This window comes from Paenibacillus sp. XY044 (assembly GCF_002257645.1).
GTDB lineage: Bacteria > Bacillota > Bacilli > Paenibacillales > Paenibacillaceae > Paenibacillus_AQ.
The window spans coordinates 437,196-456,797 of the sequence record NZ_NQMO01000006.1 but is presented as its reverse complement, the minus strand read 5'-3'; the positions used below and the strand labels follow the sequence as shown (position 1 = coordinate 456,797).

Below are 19,602 nucleotides of genomic sequence, written 5' to 3'. Positions count from 1 at the left end.
AGCCGGAACGTGCCTGTCAAACCTTTTTTTCACAAAATCAATTTCTCTTGCGAGACCGGAAAATAAGGTTCGTGACGGTGCCGATCACCAGACTGACCAGGATTGCGGATCCTGCGAGCTTGACCAGTATGACAACGTAATTGGCTGGCGGGACAATATTAATGACGCCTATACCAAAAACGATGACAAACACAATCGCGTAATCGAGCCATCGGAGCTTCCTCATTATCATATCCCCCTTTCATCGCTCCGTTCTATCTAATTCTTCGAGGGAGCCTACCCCCAATTTATCACATCAAAAAAACCAGGGGAACCATAAAATGGAACCCTGGTTTTGGTTGTTGAGAAATTCTCCTGTTATTCGCCCTTCACCCACTGCTGAATACACACCGGCTTCGGCAGCTCCAGCGCAAAACCGGTCGGGGTCAAGCGCCCGGAATCCGAATCGATTTTGTACGACAGCATATTGCCGGTGTTCTGGTTTGCCGCTATCAGGTATCCCGAAATGATCGCGAAATTGCGCGGGAACTCGCCGCCCGTGGATACCCAATCCACCGGGGTCAGCTCACCGGTCGACTCGTTGATATGGAACAGAACGATGCTGTCATCTCCCCGGTTGGACCCGTACAGAAAACGTCCGCAAGGGGAAATATGAATGTCTGCACAGAAGCTCTCCCCGGCAAAGTCATCAGGCAGCGTGGAGACGTTCTGAAGCACCTTCAATTCCCCTGCCTGTGCGTTATAGGCAAACACCGTCACCGTATTATCGAGCTCGTTAATGCCGTATGCCCACTTGCCGGACGGGTGAAAATCAAAGTGGCGCGGTCCCGCTCCCGGTGTTGTTTTCACTTCCCCATGGGTAACCAGCTTGCCGTCTTCGAGGCGGTACAGCACGATTTCATCCAACCCGAGATCGCAGACCAGTACAAACCGGCCGTCCGGATCCTGAAAAATCGAGTGCGGATGCGGCCCTTCCTGCCGGTCATCCCGGATACTGCGACCGCTGTGCTTGACGATGGAGCTCATCTCTGCCAGTCCGCCGGTTTCGCCGATCCGGAACACATTGATATGGCCGCTGGAATAATTGGACACCATGGCAAACTTCCCGTCCCGGGTCAGGGAAACATAGCAGGGGTCCGCCCCTTCCGTCGGCATCCGATCCAGCAGATGCAGCTCGCCGGTTTCGTTGTCGATCGAATAGGCGAAGATCTCGCCGCTTCCCGTTTCGCTGACCGCATACAGCCGGTCTCCCGCCGCGTTCAGCCTCAGATACGAGGGATTGGCAATGCCGGGCAGGCCGTTCACGACGGCCATTTCCCCGGTTTCCGTATCGAGGGAACAGAGGAAAATCCCCTTCTCTGCCTCAGGGGCGTATGTACCTGTATAGAAGAAGCTTTTATTTTCCGGATTCACCATTCACCACTCCTTGTTCATTAGAAAATAAGTCCTAATCTGAATTAACTATAACATTCTTTATACCCTATAGATTGAACTAAAGTTTTCATTGAACCTCCTAATTAAAACGGCCCAAATACAGCCTGTAAGATTCATTTCTTTAGTTCATTCTATATATTACCCTATTTTATTCTCTGCGACTGCCTGCGGCTGATTAAGGAGATTGGACGCAGCAAAAAAGCGCTCCTGCGAGCGCCTGGATGATATGGAAAACGTGTACGGGCCGACCGACCGCCGCTTCCCTTGTATATTTAACCTGTTTAGGAATGAAGCCGTCTTCTCGCCTTAAACTGCTTGTATTGAAAATACACCGTACAGCCAATACAGTAACCGCACAGGGCCGCGAATGCCGCCAGAAACAGCATGCCCGCGAAAATATACCCGAGCACCGGCAGCTGCAGCGCAAAAAAGATCAGCGACAGCGTCAGAAACAGCACCGCCAGCACATTGTTGAACCGCTGCAGTTCCAGCGCTTGGGTCGGTTTACCTTGGACACGCAGAAAAGGTTTGGCCAGGAGCACGAATGCATTTTTCCCTGTCAGCAGCCCGAGCACCTGAATGATCCACAGCGCCAGCAAAATGTACGGCTGGTTGAACACGGCGGTCAGGATCACGAACAGCACGATGCCGGTCTGGTTCGCTTTGACATAAGGCTCCGGAATTTCTTTCATCGGGTTTCACCGTCCTTTAAGAAAGAGGTAAAGTCTTTGATCTTACTATAGATTATTAATCCGATGAGTACAATAGGAATAATATGAACGACGGCTGTTTAAAGGTGCCCAGATCCATCCTTTCTTTCGTGCCCTTCCAAGAGGATGCAGGGGATAAGCCCCTTCCTTAATCCATCGCGGCCTTGGAAATCTGTGTTCACACGCTTAATCTTTCATGGTCTAAAACATCTATCGCTGCCAAAGCAAAAGGCCCTGCTCCGCGGCAGAGCCCTTCTAAGCAAGAAGCTTACTTGATCTCAATTTTAAAATCCGGTTTAAATGAAGTTCAATTTTTTCAGAAAAAGAGATCCTGACTCTCAGGGGCTCTCATACCCCGGATGCCAGATAAACAAAAAAAGAACCGCCGCCAAGCAGTCCTTCCTGCTTAACGGCAGTCCTTTCCTATTTTTCGGCCAGCCGTTCGGTTAGACCGGAACCCTTCGGTCGTTCCTCTCTCCCGGCCTTCCTATGCTACCCGATCCGCTCCTCGGCTTCCTCAGCCAGGCGGAGCAGCTGCTCCCGCACATGCACCACCTCACCGAATATAAGCAGGGCCGGGTTTTTGACGTGCATGAGGGAAGCCAGCTTGTGGATGCTGCCCACTGTGCCGGTAATGACCCGCTCCTGCTCGCTCGTCCCCTGTTCGACGACCGCAGCCGGGGACGAATGCGGCCGGCCGTGAGCGATCAGCTCGCGGCAGATGTCCGCCATGCCGGCGACACCCATGTACACGACCAGGGTGTCGACACCTTGGGCCAGCAGGTCCCAACGGGGACCCTGCTCCCGGCCGGCGCAGCTCGAGCCGCTGACAAAAGCGACCGAGGCGCTGCGGCCGCGGTGGGTCAGCGGGATGCCCGCCGAGGAGGCAGCGCCGATCGCCGAGGTCACGCCCGGCACGAACTCGAACGGGATGCCGCGCGCCGCCATCTCCTGAGCCTCTTCGCCGCCGCGGCCGAAGATCAACGGGTCGCCGCCTTTCAGCCTTACGACATGCTTGCCTTTGAAGGCGAACGCAGCGAGCTGCTCATGGATCTCCGCCTGCGGCACCGCGTGCTGCCCCGGCGCCTTGCCGACGTAGACGAGCGCCGCGCCCTTCTTTGCGTATGCAAGCAGTTCCTTGTTCACCAGGCGGTCATACAAGATGACATCCGCCTCCTGGATCCGCCGGAGCGCCTTTACCGTAATGAGCTCCGGATCCCCTGGACCGGCGCCGACGATCGACACCATGCCCGGCATCATCGGCCGTGTTCGGCAGAGACTGCCGCCTCCATGGAGCCGCGGGCCCCGGCCGTTCCGACCGCGCCGGACTTGCTTTTGCCAAACCCCCGGATGGACACGTAGTACGCCACACCCGTAAACAAAGCGCCGCCAATGAAGTTGCCGATCAGCACGGGGATTTGGTTCCACAGCCACCAATCGGCAAAACTGACGTTGGCGCCGAGCATCATGCCGGCCGGAATGACGAACATATTGACGACGGCATGCTCAAATCCTTGGCCGAAAAAGATCAGAATCGGCAGCCACATGGCTACGATTTTGCCTGCGGTCGACTTGGACGTAAACGCCATGACCACACCCAGCGTCACCATCCAGTTGCACAGCATCGCCTTGATCACGACCAGCAGCAAGCCTTCTCCTCCAAGCGCTTTATAGCCCAGCGTCTTCGTTTCGCTCGTCTTGATGATCGTCTGGACAAGCGGGCTGCTCATATCGTGTCCCATTTTGGTGGCGGTCAGGCCGTACAGCACTGCATAGACCAGGCAGCCGATCACATGGCCGAGGATGACCCAGCCATAGTTGCCAAGCATGGAGCGGACCGAGGCCTTTTTCTGCAGCACCGCCAGCGGAATGAGCGCAAAGCTCCCTGTTACCAGCTCCAGCCCGAGCAGCACGATGATTACAAAGCCTACGGGAAAAATAAGCGCACCGGCCATCGGAATATTCGTTTGGGACGAAGCGGTATAGGCCAGCGTCGTGGCACAGGCCAGAATCGCCCCCGCAAGCATGCTGCGAACCAGCATTTGCCCCGGACCCAGCTTCGCTTTGTTCGCGCCTGCCTCAATCATGTCATTTAGAACCTCGCCTGGTTTAACGTAATCCATCGGCTGCTCCTCCTTTTCCCTCATTAAGATTCCGTCAGGCAGTAAATCGCCCCGCTTACCGGATCCACCTCAACCTCATAGGTGTTGACCTTGCCGGTATCCGGCTCCTGTACACATCCGCTGCGCAGGTCGATTTTCCAGTCGTGAAGCGGACAATGCACATCCTTGCCGCACACCATGCCTTCGGAGAGCTTTCCTCCTTTATGCGGGCATTTGTTTTCCACCGCCAGAATATCCCCGTCGGTTAAGCGGAACAAGGCAATCTCCGTACCCGCCAGCACCACCGTCCGCGATCCTTTCGGATCGATTTCCGATATATTACCGATCAGATGTTTAACCATCCCGTTTCCCCCTTAGTTCTCCCTTAGTTCTTCACAGCCTCTGCATTCGGCAGAGGTTCGAAATTTTTGCGGAGTCCGTTGTCGGACAGGATTTCCTTCCACGGATCTTTCTGGACGCTGAGCGCCAGCTTCAACCGGGCGTGAAGCGCTTCGCGATCTTCCTTCTTCTCCAGCGCCTTCTTCACGCTGTCCAGCCCGACCCGCTCGATCCAGACCGAGGTCCGCTCGTTCCACTGCGCTTGCTCGCGGTAATATTGAATGAAGGCGCTCGCCCATTCGGCCACTTCATCCTCGGTCTTCACGACGCACAGCAGTTCGGTTGCCCGGACATGCACGCCGCCGTTGCCGCCGACATGAAGCTCCCAACCGCCGTCGATGGCCACGACGCCAAAATCCTTGATGGTCGCTTCCGCGCAGTTCCGCGGGCATCCGGACACGGCCAGCTTCACCTTGGCCGGCGTATTCAGGCGCTCAAGCTCTTTCTCGAGCCGGATGCCCATCCCGATGGAGTCCTGCGTGCCGAACCGGCAGAACGTAGAGCCAACGCAGGTTTTGACCGTGCGCAGCGCTTTGCCGTAAGCATGGCCGGAAGGCATGTCGAGCTCCTCCCACATTTTCGGGAGATCCTCTTTTTTGACCCCAAGCAGGTCGATCCGCTGCCCGCCGGTAAACTTGACCATCGGCACGTCGAATTTCTCGGCGACCTCGGCGATTTTCTTCAGCTCGGACGGGGAAGTGACGCCGCCGTAAATCCGCGGCACCACGGAATAGGTGCCGTCCTTCTGAATGTTCGCGTGGTATCTCTCGTTGGTGAACCGGGATTCTTTTTCATCCTTATAGGAATCGGGGAACAGCATACCCAAATAGTAGTTCAGCGACGGACGGCACTTGGAGCAGCCCTCCGGATTGTTCCAGCCCAGCACGTTCATCACTTCCTTGATGGACTTCAGGCCCATCCGGGTGATTTCCGCGACGATTTCGTCCCGGTTCAGCGTCGTGCAGCCGCAAATGCCTTCTTTGTCCGGTTCCCCTGCCGCATCGCCTGCATAGAGCTGAACCAGACCCTCGACGAGCGGTTTACAGCCGCCGCAAGATCCGGACGCCTTGGTGCAGGCTTTGACCGACGACACGGTCGTGCAGTTTTTGTTCAAGATCGCGTCCTTGATCGTCTCCTTGGTGACGCCGTTGCATCCGCAGATGATCTCGTCATCCGGAAGACCGGCCAGCCGTTCTTCCGGCGAAGCGGCGGACTCGGCGCCGACGGCGAAGCCGAGCAGCAGCTCCTTTTCCCGGCCCTTGACCGATTCTCTGCTCTTCATGAGCGAGAACAGCTTGGAGCCGTCGCCCGTGTCCCCGAACAGGACGGCGCCGACGAGCCGGTCGTCGTGGATGACGATTTTTTTATACACGCCTTCCACTTCGTCTTGGTAGCGCAGAGCCCTTGTACCCTCCGGCTCGGCAAAATGCCCCGCGGAGAACACGTCCACGCCCGACACTTTCAACTTGGTGGAAGTCACGGAGCCGGCATAACCGGCGGTATCCACGCCCGCAAGCCGTTTAGCGAGCACGGCCCCTTGTTCATACAGGGGAGCGACCAGCCCATAGGCGATACCCCGGTGCTCCGCGCATTCGCCGACGGCGTAGATGCCCGGAATGTTCGTTTCCATATAATCGTTGACGACGATCCCCCGGTTGACCTCAAGGCCTGTGGATTTCGCCAGAGCCACGTTCGGACGGATGCCCACCGCCATGACGATCAGATCAGCATCGACCCGGGTGCCGTCGGTGAAGCGAAGCTCCTTGACCCGCTTGCGTCCCATAATGGATTCGGAATGCTTGCTCAGCAGGAATGTCATCCCTTGGGCTTCCAGCTCCCGCTGCAGCATCCGCGAAGCGGTTTCGTCCAGCTGCCGTTCCATTAAATAAGGGTGGATATGGACGACCGATACGTCCATGCCGAGGTGCAGCAGCCCTCTCGCCGCTTCGAGACCCAGGAGTCCGCCGCCGATGACCACGGCTTTTTTGTGCTTTTGGGACGTCTCCATCATCGTCTCGCAGTCCTTAATATCCCGGAAGGCGATCACCCCTTCCTTATCCGCGCCCGGAAGCGGGAGCATGAACGGATTGGAGCCCGTCGCCATAATCAGCACGTCATATTGCGCCTCCGCGCCTTGATCGGAGAATACGACGCGGTTTTTCGTATCGATTCGGGTCACCATGTGCCCGGCATATAATTGAATCCGGTTCTCTTTGTACCAGTCCCAATCATTGATCACAATCTCCTGAATATCTGCACCGCCCGCCAGAACCGATGACAGCATGATCCGGTTGTAGTTGGGATAAGGCTCCGCCCCGAAAATCGTGATTTCATAGGCATCCGGCGCCAGCTTCAGCAGATGCTCCAACGCTCTGACCCCCGCCATGCCGTTGCCGACCATAACCAGCTTTTTCGTCGCCATGTCTCTTCCGCTCCCCTCAATAGTCCAATCTCTTGAATCTTGTACCAAAAACCAGAAAAGCCCGCCTTCGGTCTTTCGCACAGAGTGGACGCACTCTGGCTCAGGAGTCGAAAGCAGGCTTCATTGCCGCTATAAAGGATACACCGTTGTATCCGGCTGTTATAAAGTTCTTGAGGGAAATATACACTATCCCCTGAACGTTTGTCAACATATTTAACATGAGACCCGCATTTTCATTTGGTTATCGACATGTCACCTTGTTTTATGTTATATAAATTTACATAAGGTCTGTTACACTCATCTTAAACTCTGACTGGATTGAATTAAGAAGGGAGCGTCTATGCATGCGTTCATTGCTGGTTATCCACCGCCAGGCCCCTCCCTCAGAGCGAAGTGATTCAGATAACAGGACGCTTCTGCCGGAGTTTATCCTTCGTTCCTATGGGTACCAAGTCCATCTGGCACGCGATGAGGAGCAGGCTCTCGCCGGAATCGGGGATGCGGAAGGCGCGGTGCTTCACCTTCCGGTCTCCGAGATCAAGGCTTGGTGCACCAAGCTCGAGAAACACAAACAAACGCCGGTTCTTTGGTGGTGCAGCGATATGGCCGCCTCTATGTCCCTTGAATCATGTGAGGATGATGTCATCATTGACGGGCTTTTATTTCCGACCATGAAAGCGCACGAGCTGCATTGGTCGCTGCATTTCAGTTCCGCCCGCTTCTATGAACGGCAGCAGTGGAAGAACGAGCGCAAGCAGCTTCTCGCCCGCATCGAGGAACGAAAATGGATTGATATGGCCAAGGGGATTCTTTGCGAACTTAAAAATATAACAGAATCCGAAGCCTATGACGTCCTGCGCAAGCAGGCGATGAATGAACGGAAAAGAATGGTGGACGTCGCAACCTCCATCGTCAAGCTGTATCAGCTGCTTCAGGAATCCGGTTCAGGAGGTGCCAAGAAACCATGATCCATTTGTTAAAAGAAGTCGGCCGGGGCAAGCGTGGCGCCCGGGACCTGACGTATGAGGAAGCCCTCCAGGCGGCCGAGGCGATCCTCGGCGTGACCGCCACCCCCGCCCAGATCGGGGCGTTTTTTATCGCCGAGCGCATTAAAATGGAAAGCGTCGAAGAGCTGGAAGCCTTCGTAACGGTGTTGCGAAAACACGTCGAACGTTCGGATATTCCGCAGGGCATCGACTGCGCCGGCCCGTACGATGGCCGAAAGTCGTCCTTTATGTCCACAATCGCTACCTCGTTTGTACTGGCTGCAGCCGGACTGCCTGTTACCCTGCACGGGTCGGCGTCCCTTCCGCCGAAGTGGGGGACGACGCTGGCCGATGTTTTTGCCGCGACCGGCATTTCCGGACCGTCGCTGTCCAGGGACCTGTGCCTGAAAGCGGCCCGCGAGACCGGCGTGCTGTACGCCCATGCCGAGGCCTGGTGTCCTCCGCTGGCGAAGCTTCGCCCCATTCGCGAGGAGCTAGGCATGCGGACCGTGCTCAATACGGCCGAGAAGTTTGCGGATTACGGGCACTCCCCTTTCTTAACGTTCGGGGTGTACCACAACACGGTCTTTGACCGGCTCGGCCGGCTCATCATGAACCTTGGCTATGAGCGGGCGATGATTATCCAAGGAAGCGAAGGCTCGGATGAACTGTACATCCACCGCCCGACTCGGACCTACCGGATCGATAACGGGGAGACTTCGCTCCAAATCATTGATCCGGAGAGCTTCGGCTTGGATACACCTCTGCCGGAGGTCGACTGGACGCCCACCGAGCAGGCGGCGGTAACCGGTCAGGTGCTGCAGGGCAAGGGCGATATGGCCTTTATCTATCAGGTGCTGCTGAATGCGGCGGTGCGCCTGCATTTGGCGGATCGGGTGCAGTCGGTTGAGGAGGGCCTTTATACGAGCAAGGCGCTGCTGGAATCCGGCAAACCGTGGGAGCTGTACGGAAAGTGGCAGGCAGTCCTCAAAAACCAGCCGTTAATGATATGACTCCCCTATCCGCCTGTTGTCGGTAAAGGCAGAACGAAGAGCGCCCCGGAATGTTCACCGGGGCGCTCTTCGGTTTTGCTTCAGTGCGGCGTCAACCATGCTCACATGGCGGACTCGCTTCGCCTTAAGGCAGAGGATTTGCCTTATTCGGATATTAGGCACGCGTGACCCATGGCTTCATTCCGCCGCTTGCCCAAGAAAGCGTCCATTAAGCCGTCTCATACGCCTCGCACTGCCTAACCACACCGCTTACGCCTCTGCCGTTCCGAACCGCTTCGCCGATCTCTCGCGGGCTTTTTGGGCCTCCACTTCGCGGTCGCGGGGGTTGGAGTTCGTAACCAGCGAGTCCAGCAGCTTCCTGGACGCCGCGGCGACCTCCGCTATCGCCAGATTAAAGGCTTCTTCATTCGCCTTCGACGGGCTCTGGAAGCCTGACAGCTTGCGCACATACTGTACGGATGCCGCTTGAATCTCTTCATCGGTGGCCGGCGGATCGAAATTAAACAGCGTTTTGATATTTCTGCACATAGCCCTTCCTCCTTTGGAATGTTTTCGAATGCGTTTTATGTTCAATATAGCGCACCCAGGGCCATTTTCCAAGAAAAGGGACACTCCACCCAGCACAATATCTGTTTATTTGAGGTTTAAAACCGCATAGGAATCGGCTTCGCCTCATGATGGGCCAGCGCTGCGACGCAGTCCTCTCTCATGGAAAAGTCTCGAACCCACTGCAGCGATTTCATCGCCTGATCGGGATCCGACGTAATCCCCGGCAGGATCATCTCCTGCCAGGATCTTTCCGCGTACCCTGCGTCGGAGGCCAGCAGCAGCCACCCTTTTTCCACTTTGGCCAAGATGGACAAATGGCCCGGCGTATGCCCCGGGGTATGAACCAAATACAGCAGGCCGTCGCCGAAAACATCCAGACCCGACTGATACGGGCCATACGGAATCGGCTGAAGGGAAAACGGCGTTACGGGCACTCCCCGGTGCCATGCCTCCTGGCTCACGGCCGCAAACTCCCATTCCGGCTGACTGACGATAAAACGCCCCGCCCCCTGCAGCAGCCCAAGGCCGCTGATATGATCCACGTCCAGATGGCTGATGACGACGAGGTCAATATCCTTCGGGGTCAGCCCACGCGCCTGCAGCTGTTCCCTGATGGAGCTGCCGGCAGGCAAATCGTATTCGATGAACTGCCATAAATCGCTACCCAGGTGATGCTCTGGCTGGTTTCGTATATCCTGATGCCATCCGGCATCGACTACAACGCGCTGTCCACTGGGATGCTCAATCAAATAGCTGGACAGCGGAACTTCGGACTGGAATTGTTCGCCCCGCTGATTCACCGGAGGTATGCTGTCTAGTTCCTTAAATGCGAGCGAGCGGTCATATTTCAATCGGCCGGTATGCAGCACCTCTACCTTAACAGAATCGTTCATGATAACTCCCCTCCCCGGTTCTTTTAACAGTATTATCCACCACTCATCGTTTTGCGGGAAGAAGGCACTTTCAAGTGATATACGAACCTGAAGGTTCGTGCCGCACTCCGGAACAGCACAAAAAAGCCCGGCTTACGCCGGACTTCCTGTCGTTCCATTCTGTTCATTACGTGGGGTTTGCCGCGCTGCCCGCTTCCTCGATCTGATTAATGACATCCGTCAGCGTAATGCCATCCAGATATCGCTCCAGCGCGGCTTCTCCGCCGCTGTATATCTGATCCATAATTCCTTCGATATTGGAAGCCACTTCGCAAGGCAGCTCCTCTCCACCTGAACACCAGCTCGGTTTCAAGGATCCTCTTGCAAGCAGGCGGTACAAATCACCCAATGTGACCTTCTCGGTGCCCGGATTCAGCAAATAGCCCCCGCCGACACCTTCCTTGGTCGTTACATATCCCTGTTTGCGCAACAGTCCAAGCACTTTCCGAATCCGTGCCGGATGCGTGCAGACACTCTTGGCAATCTCTTCGCTGTTAGCCATTCGTTCTTCTTTCAAGCTAAGAAGGGTTAAACAATGGACGGCAATGTTGAACTCACTATTCATTTTCGCTCCCCCTTATTACTGTAATTATATGGTTTACAGTTGCTTGTGTCAACCGGATTGCCAGGGTTTGGGACGTTTTCCCGTTGAAAAATAATAAAGGACGTGAACGAATCCGCCGTAACCGTTCTTCCCCCGGTCCAGTATGCTTAGTGTGACTTAAATCTCCATGGATTAAACCTCCTCTCCTGGCAGATCCAGAGAAGGTTTTCCCGGCTGTGAAGAGTTTGTTATACTATAGCGGGACCCTGTCCTTTTGAACTAAGGCGGCAGGCTCCCAAATCCTGCGCAAAAGAGGTCGTGCAAACTATGATCATTCAGTTTATTCGTTACCGTTGATGTAAGGTACAGATAACGATGACCCCGTTTTTAAAAACATTTTGACGAGGGTTTATTTGTCTGTGCCTTTTTCATTCAACGCTAAACGAATGAATGGGGTGTTTATGGTGCACAACGCTAAATTAACCGTGCTCGCTGGACTGATATCCCGGCATGAGCACCTGTTTCGCTGCCCGATCTGTTCTACTCCTTTGAAAATGGACGGATCACGCAGCATGATCTGCGGCAGTAAGCATTGTTTTGACTTGTCCAAGGACGGTTACGTCAACTTGATTCCGCACGCCGTGCGGTCCAAATACAACAAAGAATTGTTTACCTCACGGAGGGAAACCAGCCTTCACGGCTTGTTTGACCCGCTGATTGATGCGATTCGCGATAAAATTGAAGATGTGGCCCCCTCCCGATCAGGGGAACTCCGCATTTTGGATGCGGGGTGCGGCGAGGGCTCCCATTTGGCGGCGATTCTGTCTGCTCTACAGATACCGGATGCTTCGGACATCCTGGGCATAGGCATGGATATCGCCAAAGAAGGGATTCGCCTTGCCGGCAAAACGGGCGCCCCCGCCATCTGGTGTGCGGCCGATCTGGCCGGCAGCCCGTTCGCCGACCGGCAGTTCGACGTCATCCTTAACATCTTGTCTCCGGCGAACTACCAGGAGTTCCAGCGCCTACTCCGGCATGATGGCCTGATGATCAAAGTCATCCCGGGGAGCCGCTATCTGCAGGAAATCCGCGCAATGTTCCATGGTGGGGATGAAAATCGGCCATCTTCTGCCGACGGGTATACCGTTGACCGGCCAGCTTCCGCTACCGTCAGCACCACCGGACGGCACGTTCCGGCTACCGGGCGCACCTCTGAATTGTTCGGCCGGAAGTTTGGCGGCATCGATATTCAGCATGTGGAATACGACATGCTCGTCGCCGGGGAAGCCTTGGAACATCTTCTGCGCATGAGCCCGCTCTCCTGGGGCGTTCCGGAAGCAGCGATTCGGAAGGCTGCTGAGCAGGGCCCACTGCGCGTCACCTTTGATTATGATGTGCTAAGCGGCCGGTTGAGCGAATAAGTTAACGGCCTTAAAGACATCAAAGCCCCTATCAGCCAGCAGCGGCCGGTAGGGGCTTTTTTTATACAACGATTCGGTTTTCGCAATGGACAGAGCATACATCACGGAGCTTCCCAATAATCCTCCGGATTCACGTTTTCCAGCCCCTTGATGGGCTCGCCCTTCGGCAATTCGAAGGACCAATTGATGTTGTTGTACCACTTGTCGGTGACCTTTCGGATCAGGGTCGCTTTTTCGGGAAGAGCCGTTAAGCCTTCGACGATGAAGCCGGGGTCGCCGTCGGCTTCCCGGATTTTACCCATTTGGACCGCTCCTCGAAAATCAATAGGATATTCATTCCCATCTTGATCTCTTAGCACCCACTCATCTTGATTAAATCCATTGGTAAACGTTCCTGTCATGGAAATCAGGCCTGCCACCTTTTTCTCTTGGTAGTTAGGGTCTTGGCCGATCTGGAATCCGCTTAGTCTGATCATATCTCCTTGATCTTTGAAAGTAACGGGATGATCGTTAACGTCCTGCGGCGTAAATGAGATTGCTCCGTCACTATGGATAGGTATCGTGTAATTATCCAATACAAATCGAAGCTTCTTTTGATCATATGGCAGATAAGTAAAAGTGTAAGACCACCGAACTTGATCTGATTTTACAACACGCTGTGGCATTCCCATTGCATAAGTCGGTCCCGTTCCATCACCATCAACACTGGATATGATGTTTCCTTGTTCGTCTTCAAAGTGAAAAGCCAGTTCCTGTTTCTCCCATGGCAATCCGGAAGAACGGCTCTTTGCTTTCTCGTCCAAGGACGTGCTCAGCTCAAGTCTCACACCGCTCGGAGTGCGAACTAGCTTTTCCATCTGTAGATGCAGTCCATCTGGTGTCGTATATTTCTGATCCAATGGCGTTACTCTGGTCAACGCGCTGGCTTGTTTCATATCCAAGGTAAATTTGAAATTCCAATGTCCCTTTACGATCCTCTTGGAAAAGTACTCGTTTCCGATCTGATTGATCTTTCCTTCCACGGTGAGCGTATCCGATTGGACCCCGTCCGATAGAAGCGACCATACATTTTCTATCACCGCGGATCCTCCTAATGGATGAAGCTTCGCCACTTCCCTACCCTCGGTATCCTTAACGGTAACTTGACTCCAATCCACCTCATTGACCACGGGCTTCCCGTGAGGATCAGTAATTTTCACACCCATAATGATCCGAATTGGATCAACCACCACTTCATCGATCTCTAAGGTGTAACCTTTGTCTTTTACCTTTATATGCGGATTTTGGACAAGACCAAGTTTCCTGGCATCCAACAGTCCGGAGTCAGATGCAACATTATCCCTCGCAAAAATTGACCTCACCCAATCCGCAATCGAAGGCTGCGCGTACAAGGTCAGCGCGGCGGCGATGATCAGCAGGCAGGCTGCGGCCAGAGCGGCACGGCGAATAAACGGGGAACGCACCCTTTTTCTCAATACGATCGTGTCCGGTTCGTCCTCCTCAGCTGCAGGCTCAATCGGGACATCAGCCAGGGAAGTCATCACCTGTCGGGTGAATTCCTCCGTCAAACGCTCCGGGTACAGCGCCTGGCTCCAGGCTTCCTGCTCTTGACGTACTTCCGTCATCAGCGCCTGACAGTGCGCACAATGCTGAACGTAGCTGCCTTGGCCGGACACTGGGGTTGCCTCTTCAAGAATGAACTCTTCCATCCGAGCACGATTCAAGCATTTCACGACTGATCCCCTCCTTTCCCTTCAGCTTTTTTTGCAGCTGCTTTCTCGCCCGGTGCAGCCGGTTGCGAACCTGGTCCACCGTCAGACCCGTGACGTTTCCGATTTCGTCATAGCTCAGTTCGTTTGTGTACCGCAGCAGAAACACCAAACGGTATTTTTCGGGCAGTTCCCGAACCAGCTCCAAAGCCTCCAGCCGGGTCTCCTTACGAAGAAAATCCCTCTCGGGCGTGTTCTCCTCCCGCGCCGCCTGATATGCTTCCCCTTCCGGGGCTTGCGGAAACGACTTCCGCCTCCTTGCATCCCGCAGCACATTTACCGCGATCGTATACAGCCAGGACGCAAAGCTCGATTCCAGGCGGTAGCTGGCCAGTTTGCGGTACGCTTTGACAAAAGCCTCCTGCGTGTAATCCTGGGCATCCTGATGACCGGCCCCCATACTCCGGAGCAGACCGTAGATTTTGTTTTTATGCGCATCGACCAGCTCGGCAAAAACCTCCTTGTGTCCCGCCAACACCTGCTCGATCAGCATGCTCTCCCGTTTCGGGTCTATCATGACGATCCTCCCTGCCTCAAAAGCAATCTGTATCTATAGACGGCACGAGGGTCCGAAAACTCTCACTTTCTGAAAAAACATCTGCCTGGCGACCAAACAGGTCAAAAAGTGGATCTAGTTCGTAAATGGGCTCCGACCAGAATTGCAGTTGTTTCACCCAAAAGGAGGTTTTGGGCAAAATAGTTGCACATTTGCACTTATTTCATTCCAGCACTGACTTCACTGACTTCCCCCCCTCACCACCCGGTTACACGCAAAAAATCCGCCGCTGCGCATCGCAGCGGCGGACCTATGAGGGATTCGGGGCCAAATCCCTTATAAACACAAAAAAATTGAGCCCTTCAACGAAGGAGCTCCAAATCAGATTAGACATATGAAAGGGTTTACAATAGGTATTATAGTATAAATCTTCCTAATTGAAAACGCTTTTTTATCCTTTAATATCATTTTATCTCATGTCGCACTATGCATCGCATGTTATCTCATGCTCCTCATATACCTCTTTTACTTCATTTACTTCATTTACTTCATGTACCACATGTTCCTTATATACCTCACGTCCCCAAGTTCCCTAGTCCTCAAGCTACCAGGTACTCATACTTCTTGTTCCAGTGTCCACAAGGTTCTCACCGCATGTTTTCCAAGCCATATCGCTTTCCCACCTATAATTTCTAAATTGGGTATTGCCAAAACTAATGTCATTAGTTATTATACTAATAAGATTAGTTTAGAGGAGGAGTTATCCATGAAAATCACGACGATTCAGCAAGTAACCCAGGTTTCTTTTATGCCCCGCTTATTTCCCGTTAATGTATATTTGGTTGAAGAAGAAGACGGATTGACCCTGATTGATGCCGGTATGCCCTTCAGCGTAAAAGGTATCCAGGAAGCCGCAGCCCGCCTCGGTAAACCGATCGTGCGGATGGTGCTGACCCATGCTCATGGCGATCACATCGGAGCGTTTGACCTGCTGAAGGCGGCTCTGCCTCAAGTTAAGACTTATATTTCCCGCCGCGACAGCCGCCTCCTCGCCGGCAGCAAGGAGCTCGAGCCCGGCGAGCCGCAGGAGCAGGTTCGCGGCTCCATCCCCGCCCCGGGCAAGGTTACGACGAAGCCCGACGTGCTGCTGGAAGACGGAGACCGGGTCGGGTCGCTGCTGGCGGTCGCCTCCCCCGGGCACACGCCGGGGCACATGGCGTTCTACGACACGCGCAGCGGCATCCTCATCGCGGGCGACGCCTTCCAAACCCGCGCTGCCCTGGCCGTATCGGGTCATATGCAGCCGCTGTTCCCTTTCCCGGCGATGGCCACCTGGAGCAAGGCGACTTCCATCGCCAGCGCCAAACGACTGGCCGGTCTGAATCCGACCTGGCTGGCGGTCGGCCACGGCAAAATGATCCCGCAGCCGACCGATAAAATGGCTCTCGCCATTTCCCGGGCCGAAGATGCCCTGAAGAAGGGGGCGGTCTAATGGTTCGCCGGTTGGGGCTTGACCGTGAAACCTTGCTGATCGCAGCGGCGGAGCTGGCCGATGAGGCGGGATTGGATAACCTGACGCTGTCCGCCCTCGCGCAGAAGCTTGGCGTCCGCTCCCCTTCCCTGTACAACCATGTGAACGGTCTGCCGGATCTGCGCAGCGCGCTTGCCGCTTTTTGCATGCAGCATCTGGTCGATTTGATACGCGACGCGGTCATCGGCAAATCGGGCGAGGAGGCGATCCTGAGCCTGAGCTCAAGCTATTTGGCATTTGCCCGCCAGCGCCCCGGCCTCTATGAGGCCTTCTATAAAACCGATGCGTCGGAGTCCCCGGAAGTCGCGAAGTTTGGCGAACAGCTGCTGAACATCTTTATCCGGATTCTTGAACCCTACGGTCTCGGGGAGCAGAACACCTTGCATACGATCCGCGGACTGCGGAGCCTCCTGCACGGCTTTGCCTCCCTGGAACAGAACAAAGGCTTCCGAATGCAGCTGGATTTTGACGAGAGCCTGAATTTTGTTCTTAGAGCCTTTCTGAAAGGACTGGAATCCGGCGCGTAATCGCCGGAACGGCTGGCGCTTTTGGCCCGGTAAAGATGTCATATGACGTTCAAGTTTACTTCTCTATTTGTGTGATATACTATTAGATGTGATTGATTATATTGACAAGAGGGGAGTCCTTGAACGTGCCTCACATCAGTCCCTTGTATTTGCAAATTGGAACGACCATTGGGACGTTGGTTTTGGCCCTGATGACCATACTCATCCGTCTCAAGGCCAGCCACAGACCCGTTACGATAAAGAAAATATTAATTCCGCCGATGGGCATGGCGACCGGTTTCCTCATGTTCGTCGCCCCGGCCGTGAGAATCCCGTTATGGTGGGCGCTCATCGCTTTTTTGGTCGGGTGGTTCCTGTTCTCCTATCCGTTAATGCGCAGCACCAAGTTCGAAGTGAGCGGAGGACAGGTGTTTGCACAGCGCTCTAAGAGCTTTATCGTCATCCTCTTCGCCCTGCTGGCCGTCCGCATGCTGCTGCACCAGGTGATTGAGGAATATGTATCGATTCCGCAGACCGGCGCCTTGTTCTTCATTCTGGCCTTTGGCATGATCCTCCGCTGGCGGATTTTCATGCTGAAACAGTATCGGAAGTATGCACCTGCTGGCGTAGATTCGGTACCCGATCCCTTGAATCCGGAGGAATGATCCCATGATTCACGCGAAGCAGAATAACGCCTTCCCTGCAGGTACTCCTGCAACAGGCGACAGATAAGCCAATTTCCTTAACTGGGGAGTTGGCTTTTTCATTTCAGAGCGAAGGATTTTCCCCGTCACACATCGAAAAATAATCCCGCCGATGCATAGCGCGCGGCCGTTTGGAAAATGCTTTAAACAAATGGAACAGGCAGGTCCGCTCCGCTGGATGCCCGGCCTGTAAGCTCTTTTCCAATCGATGGCGGCGGTACCATGTATATTTTTTCACATTTCTTTCGTAAAGTGGTCCATTTTACGATCATTTATGTTAACATTAGGAGGACGATAGTGACTAGGCCTTTTCGGACGGAAAAGGTCTTGTGGCTTGTAGACACTCCTTCGAAGGGAGTCTATGAGCTCCTTTTCATTATAAAAATACTTAAGCACAACTGCTTACGCAAAGGAGAAATGGACATGTCAGAAGCAATTTCTGAACAAGAGACACAGAACGTGTCTGTCGGCAAAGAACAAAACGACGTGCTGGACCAGCTGCTCAAACCTGAGGTGCAGGAATCCCTTACGATTCTGGTCGACCAGCTTCCAAAGCTGACTGAGCTTGTGAATGTATTGACAAAGTCTTATGACTTCGCTCAATCCTTCGCTACCGACAAAGTGCTGAAGAGCGACACCGTTGGTGCCATCACCGAAATTGTGGAGCCTGTGAAGCATTCGGTGAAGAACCTGGCCGCTAATGTCATCGAAGCGAAAGACCGCGCTGAAGACAGTAACGAAGTTATCGGTCTTTTTGGTCTGCTTAAGATGCTGAAGGATCCGCAAGCCCAAAAAATCTTCCGGTTCCTGAACGCTTACCTTCAAATCTCTGCGGAAAAAGCAAAACAACAATAATCTTTTATACATCTAACCAGTAAGGACGGAGGAAAAACCATGTCAAAACATATTGTCATTTTGGGTGCCGGTTACGGCGGCTTGCTTGCTGCTCAGACCGTACGCAAATATATGAACAAAGATCAAGCACGGGTTACGGTCGTGAACCAATACTCTACGCATCAAATCATCACCGAGCTGCACCGTCTGGCTGCAGGCAGCATTGCTGAGAAAGCGATCACCATGCCGCTGGAAAAACTGTTCAAAGGCAAAGAAGTCGACCTGAAGATCGCTACGGTCAACTCTTTCTCCGTGGACAGCAAAGAAATCAAACTTTCCGACGGCTCCACGCTGTCCTACGACGCTTTGGTTGTCGCACTCGGAAGTAAAACGGCTTACTTCGGCATTCCGGGACTGGAGCAGTACAGCTTCGTGCTGAAATCTGCAGAAGACGCCCTGAACATCCACAAGCACATCGAAGACCGCATCCGTGAATACTCCAAGACCAAAAATGAAGCTGACGCAACGATCCTCATCGGCGGCGGCGGCTTGACCGGCGTTGAGCTTGTCGGCGAAATCGCTGATATCATGCCTGGTTTGGCTAAAAAATACGGCGTAAACCCAGCCGAAGTGAAACTGCTTCTGGTTGAAGCCGGCCCTAAAATCCTGCCTGTACTGCCTGACCCGCTCATCGAGCGCGCGCAAAGCAGTCTGGAAAAACGCGGCGTAACCTTCCTGACAGGTTTGCCTGTAACGAACGTGGAAGGCAACGTAGTTGACCTGAAAGACGGTCAAAAGATCGTGACCAACACCTTCGTATGGACAGGCGGCGTGCAAGGTAACCCGCTCGTAGGCGAATCCGGCCTCGAAGTGAACCGCGGACGCGCTACCGTCAACGAATTCCTGCAATCCACTTCCCATCCGGACGTGTTTGTGGCAGGGGACAGCGCCGTTGTGTTTGATCCAAGCGGACGTCCACAACCGCCGACAGCGCAAATCGCTTGGCAAATGGGCGAGCTGATCGGCTACAACCTGTACGCCCTGCTCGATAACCATGCATTCGAAACGTTTGCTCCGGTGAACTCCGGTACGCTCGCAAGCCTTGGACGCAAAGACGCCGTAGCTACCATCGGCGAAAGCAACACGTCCCTCAAAGGTTTGCCTGCATCCCTGATGAAGGAAGCAAGTAACATCCGTTACCTGTCCCACATCAAAGCTCTCTACACTTTGGCTTACTAAATCTGTAAACC

Annotated in this window: 20 protein-coding genes; 8 read left to right on the top strand and 12 right to left on the bottom strand. The window is 54.2% G+C overall.

What is annotated here, in order from left to right:
- Positions 1–37: 37 nt before the first annotated feature.
- The 7 genes from CJP46_RS24445 to nirB all read right to left on the bottom strand — a co-directional run bounded on the left by CJP46_RS24445 (position 38) and on the right by nirB (position 7,067).
- Positions 38–226, bottom strand: a complete 189-nt coding sequence (locus CJP46_RS24445) for a hypothetical protein (protein ID WP_094598217.1) — start codon at positions 224–226, stop codon at positions 38–40.
- Between the two features lie 131 nt (positions 227–357).
- Positions 358–1,416, bottom strand: a complete 1,059-nt coding sequence (locus tag CJP46_RS24440; RefSeq protein WP_306431080.1) for a lactonase family protein — start codon at positions 1,414–1,416, stop codon at positions 358–360.
- Positions 1,417–1,715: 299 nt separating this feature from the next.
- A complete protein-coding gene (locus CJP46_RS24435; RefSeq protein ID WP_094598216.1) occupies positions 1,716–2,126 on the bottom strand; it encodes a DUF4395 domain-containing protein in 411 nt (136 codons plus the stop codon).
- A gap of 510 nt (positions 2,127–2,636) precedes the next feature.
- Positions 2,637–3,392: a uroporphyrinogen-III C-methyltransferase gene (gene cobA, locus CJP46_RS24430; protein WP_256992500.1), complete on the bottom strand. Its 756-nt coding sequence runs from the start codon at positions 3,390–3,392 to the stop codon at positions 2,637–2,639.
- A gap of 8 nt (positions 3,393–3,400) precedes the next feature.
- Positions 3,401–4,267, bottom strand: a complete 867-nt coding sequence (locus tag CJP46_RS24425; protein WP_094598214.1) for a formate/nitrite transporter family protein — start codon at positions 4,265–4,267, stop codon at positions 3,401–3,403.
- 23 nt (positions 4,268–4,290) lie between these two features.
- Complete coding sequence (gene nirD / locus CJP46_RS24420) at positions 4,291–4,608, bottom strand: nitrite reductase small subunit NirD (protein ID WP_094598213.1); 318 nt, start codon at positions 4,606–4,608, stop codon at positions 4,291–4,293.
- A gap of 23 nt (positions 4,609–4,631) precedes the next feature.
- Positions 4,632–7,067, bottom strand: a complete 2,436-nt coding sequence (nirB, locus tag CJP46_RS24415; protein ID WP_094598212.1) for a nitrite reductase large subunit NirB — start codon at positions 7,065–7,067, stop codon at positions 4,632–4,634.
- Between the two features lie 344 nt (positions 7,068–7,411).
- Here nirB and CJP46_RS24410 point away from each other — a divergent pair, with 344 nt between their 5' ends.
- Together CJP46_RS24410 and CJP46_RS24405 are read left to right on the top strand one after the other, a co-directional pair.
- Complete coding sequence (locus tag CJP46_RS24410; RefSeq protein ID WP_094598211.1) at positions 7,412–8,035, top strand: ANTAR domain-containing response regulator; 624 nt, start codon at positions 7,412–7,414, stop codon at positions 8,033–8,035.
- On the top strand, positions 8,032–9,066 hold the full coding sequence (locus tag CJP46_RS24405) for an anthranilate phosphoribosyltransferase (protein WP_094598210.1): 1,035 nt from the start codon (positions 8,032–8,034) through the stop codon (positions 9,064–9,066). The genes CJP46_RS24410 and CJP46_RS24405 overlap by 4 nt, the downstream gene beginning before the upstream one ends.
- Before the next feature lie 249 nt (positions 9,067–9,315).
- On the opposite strand, the gene CJP46_RS24400 is transcribed toward CJP46_RS24405, so the two are convergent.
- The 3 genes from CJP46_RS24400 to CJP46_RS24390 all read right to left on the bottom strand — a co-directional run bounded on the left by CJP46_RS24400 (position 9,316) and on the right by CJP46_RS24390 (position 11,112).
- Positions 9,316–9,594 (bottom strand): DUF2277 domain-containing protein, encoded by a 279-nt coding sequence (locus CJP46_RS24400; protein WP_094598209.1) that lies wholly within the window; start codon positions 9,592–9,594, stop codon positions 9,316–9,318.
- Positions 9,595–9,710: 116 nt separating this feature from the next.
- A complete protein-coding gene (locus CJP46_RS24395) occupies positions 9,711–10,508 on the bottom strand; it encodes an N-acyl homoserine lactonase family protein (RefSeq protein WP_094598208.1) in 798 nt (265 codons plus the stop codon).
- A 166-nt stretch (positions 10,509–10,674) separates the two neighbouring features.
- Complete coding sequence (locus tag CJP46_RS24390) at positions 10,675–11,112, bottom strand: RrF2 family transcriptional regulator (RefSeq protein ID WP_094598207.1); 438 nt, start codon at positions 11,110–11,112, stop codon at positions 10,675–10,677.
- 398 nt (positions 11,113–11,510) lie between these two features.
- Here CJP46_RS24390 and CJP46_RS24385 point away from each other — a divergent pair, with 398 nt between their 5' ends.
- Complete coding sequence (locus CJP46_RS24385; protein WP_256992506.1) at positions 11,511–12,512, top strand: putative RNA methyltransferase; 1,002 nt, start codon at positions 11,511–11,513, stop codon at positions 12,510–12,512.
- 101 nt (positions 12,513–12,613) lie between these two features.
- On the opposite strand, the gene CJP46_RS24380 is transcribed toward CJP46_RS24385, so the two are convergent.
- The gene (locus CJP46_RS24380) at positions 12,614–14,245 is read right to left on the bottom strand and encodes a DUF4179 domain-containing protein (protein WP_143813017.1); all 1,632 of its coding nucleotides are present in this window, start codon (positions 14,243–14,245) and stop codon (positions 12,614–12,616) included.
- Positions 14,202–14,798 carry an RNA polymerase sigma factor gene (locus CJP46_RS24375; protein ID WP_094598204.1) on the bottom strand — a complete coding sequence of 199 codons (597 nt, stop codon included), beginning with the start codon at positions 14,796–14,798 and terminating at the stop codon, positions 14,202–14,204. Before CJP46_RS24375 ends, CJP46_RS24380 begins: the two co-directional genes overlap by 44 nt.
- Positions 14,799–15,543: 745 nt before the next feature.
- Here CJP46_RS24375 and CJP46_RS24370 point away from each other — a divergent pair.
- The 5 genes from CJP46_RS24370 to CJP46_RS24350 all read left to right on the top strand — a co-directional run bounded on the left by CJP46_RS24370 (position 15,544) and on the right by CJP46_RS24350 (position 19,591).
- Positions 15,544–16,269, top strand: a complete 726-nt coding sequence (locus CJP46_RS24370; protein WP_094598203.1) for an MBL fold metallo-hydrolase — start codon at positions 15,544–15,546, stop codon at positions 16,267–16,269.
- Complete coding sequence (locus CJP46_RS24365) at positions 16,269–16,835, top strand: TetR/AcrR family transcriptional regulator (RefSeq protein ID WP_094598202.1); 567 nt, start codon at positions 16,269–16,271, stop codon at positions 16,833–16,835. Before CJP46_RS24370 ends, CJP46_RS24365 begins: the two co-directional genes overlap by 1 nt.
- A 125-nt stretch (positions 16,836–16,960) precedes the next feature.
- Complete coding sequence (locus CJP46_RS24360) at positions 16,961–17,479, top strand: CcdC family protein (RefSeq protein ID WP_094598272.1); 519 nt, start codon at positions 16,961–16,963, stop codon at positions 17,477–17,479.
- 462 nt (positions 17,480–17,941) lie between these two features.
- Entirely contained in the window at positions 17,942–18,373 is a 432-nt protein-coding gene (locus CJP46_RS24355; protein ID WP_143813016.1) for a helical membrane plugin domain-containing protein, read from the top strand.
- A 39-nt stretch (positions 18,374–18,412) separates the two neighbouring features.
- Complete coding sequence (locus tag CJP46_RS24350) at positions 18,413–19,591, top strand: NAD(P)/FAD-dependent oxidoreductase (protein ID WP_094598201.1); 1,179 nt, start codon at positions 18,413–18,415, stop codon at positions 19,589–19,591.
- Positions 19,592–19,602: the final 11 nt, after the last annotated feature.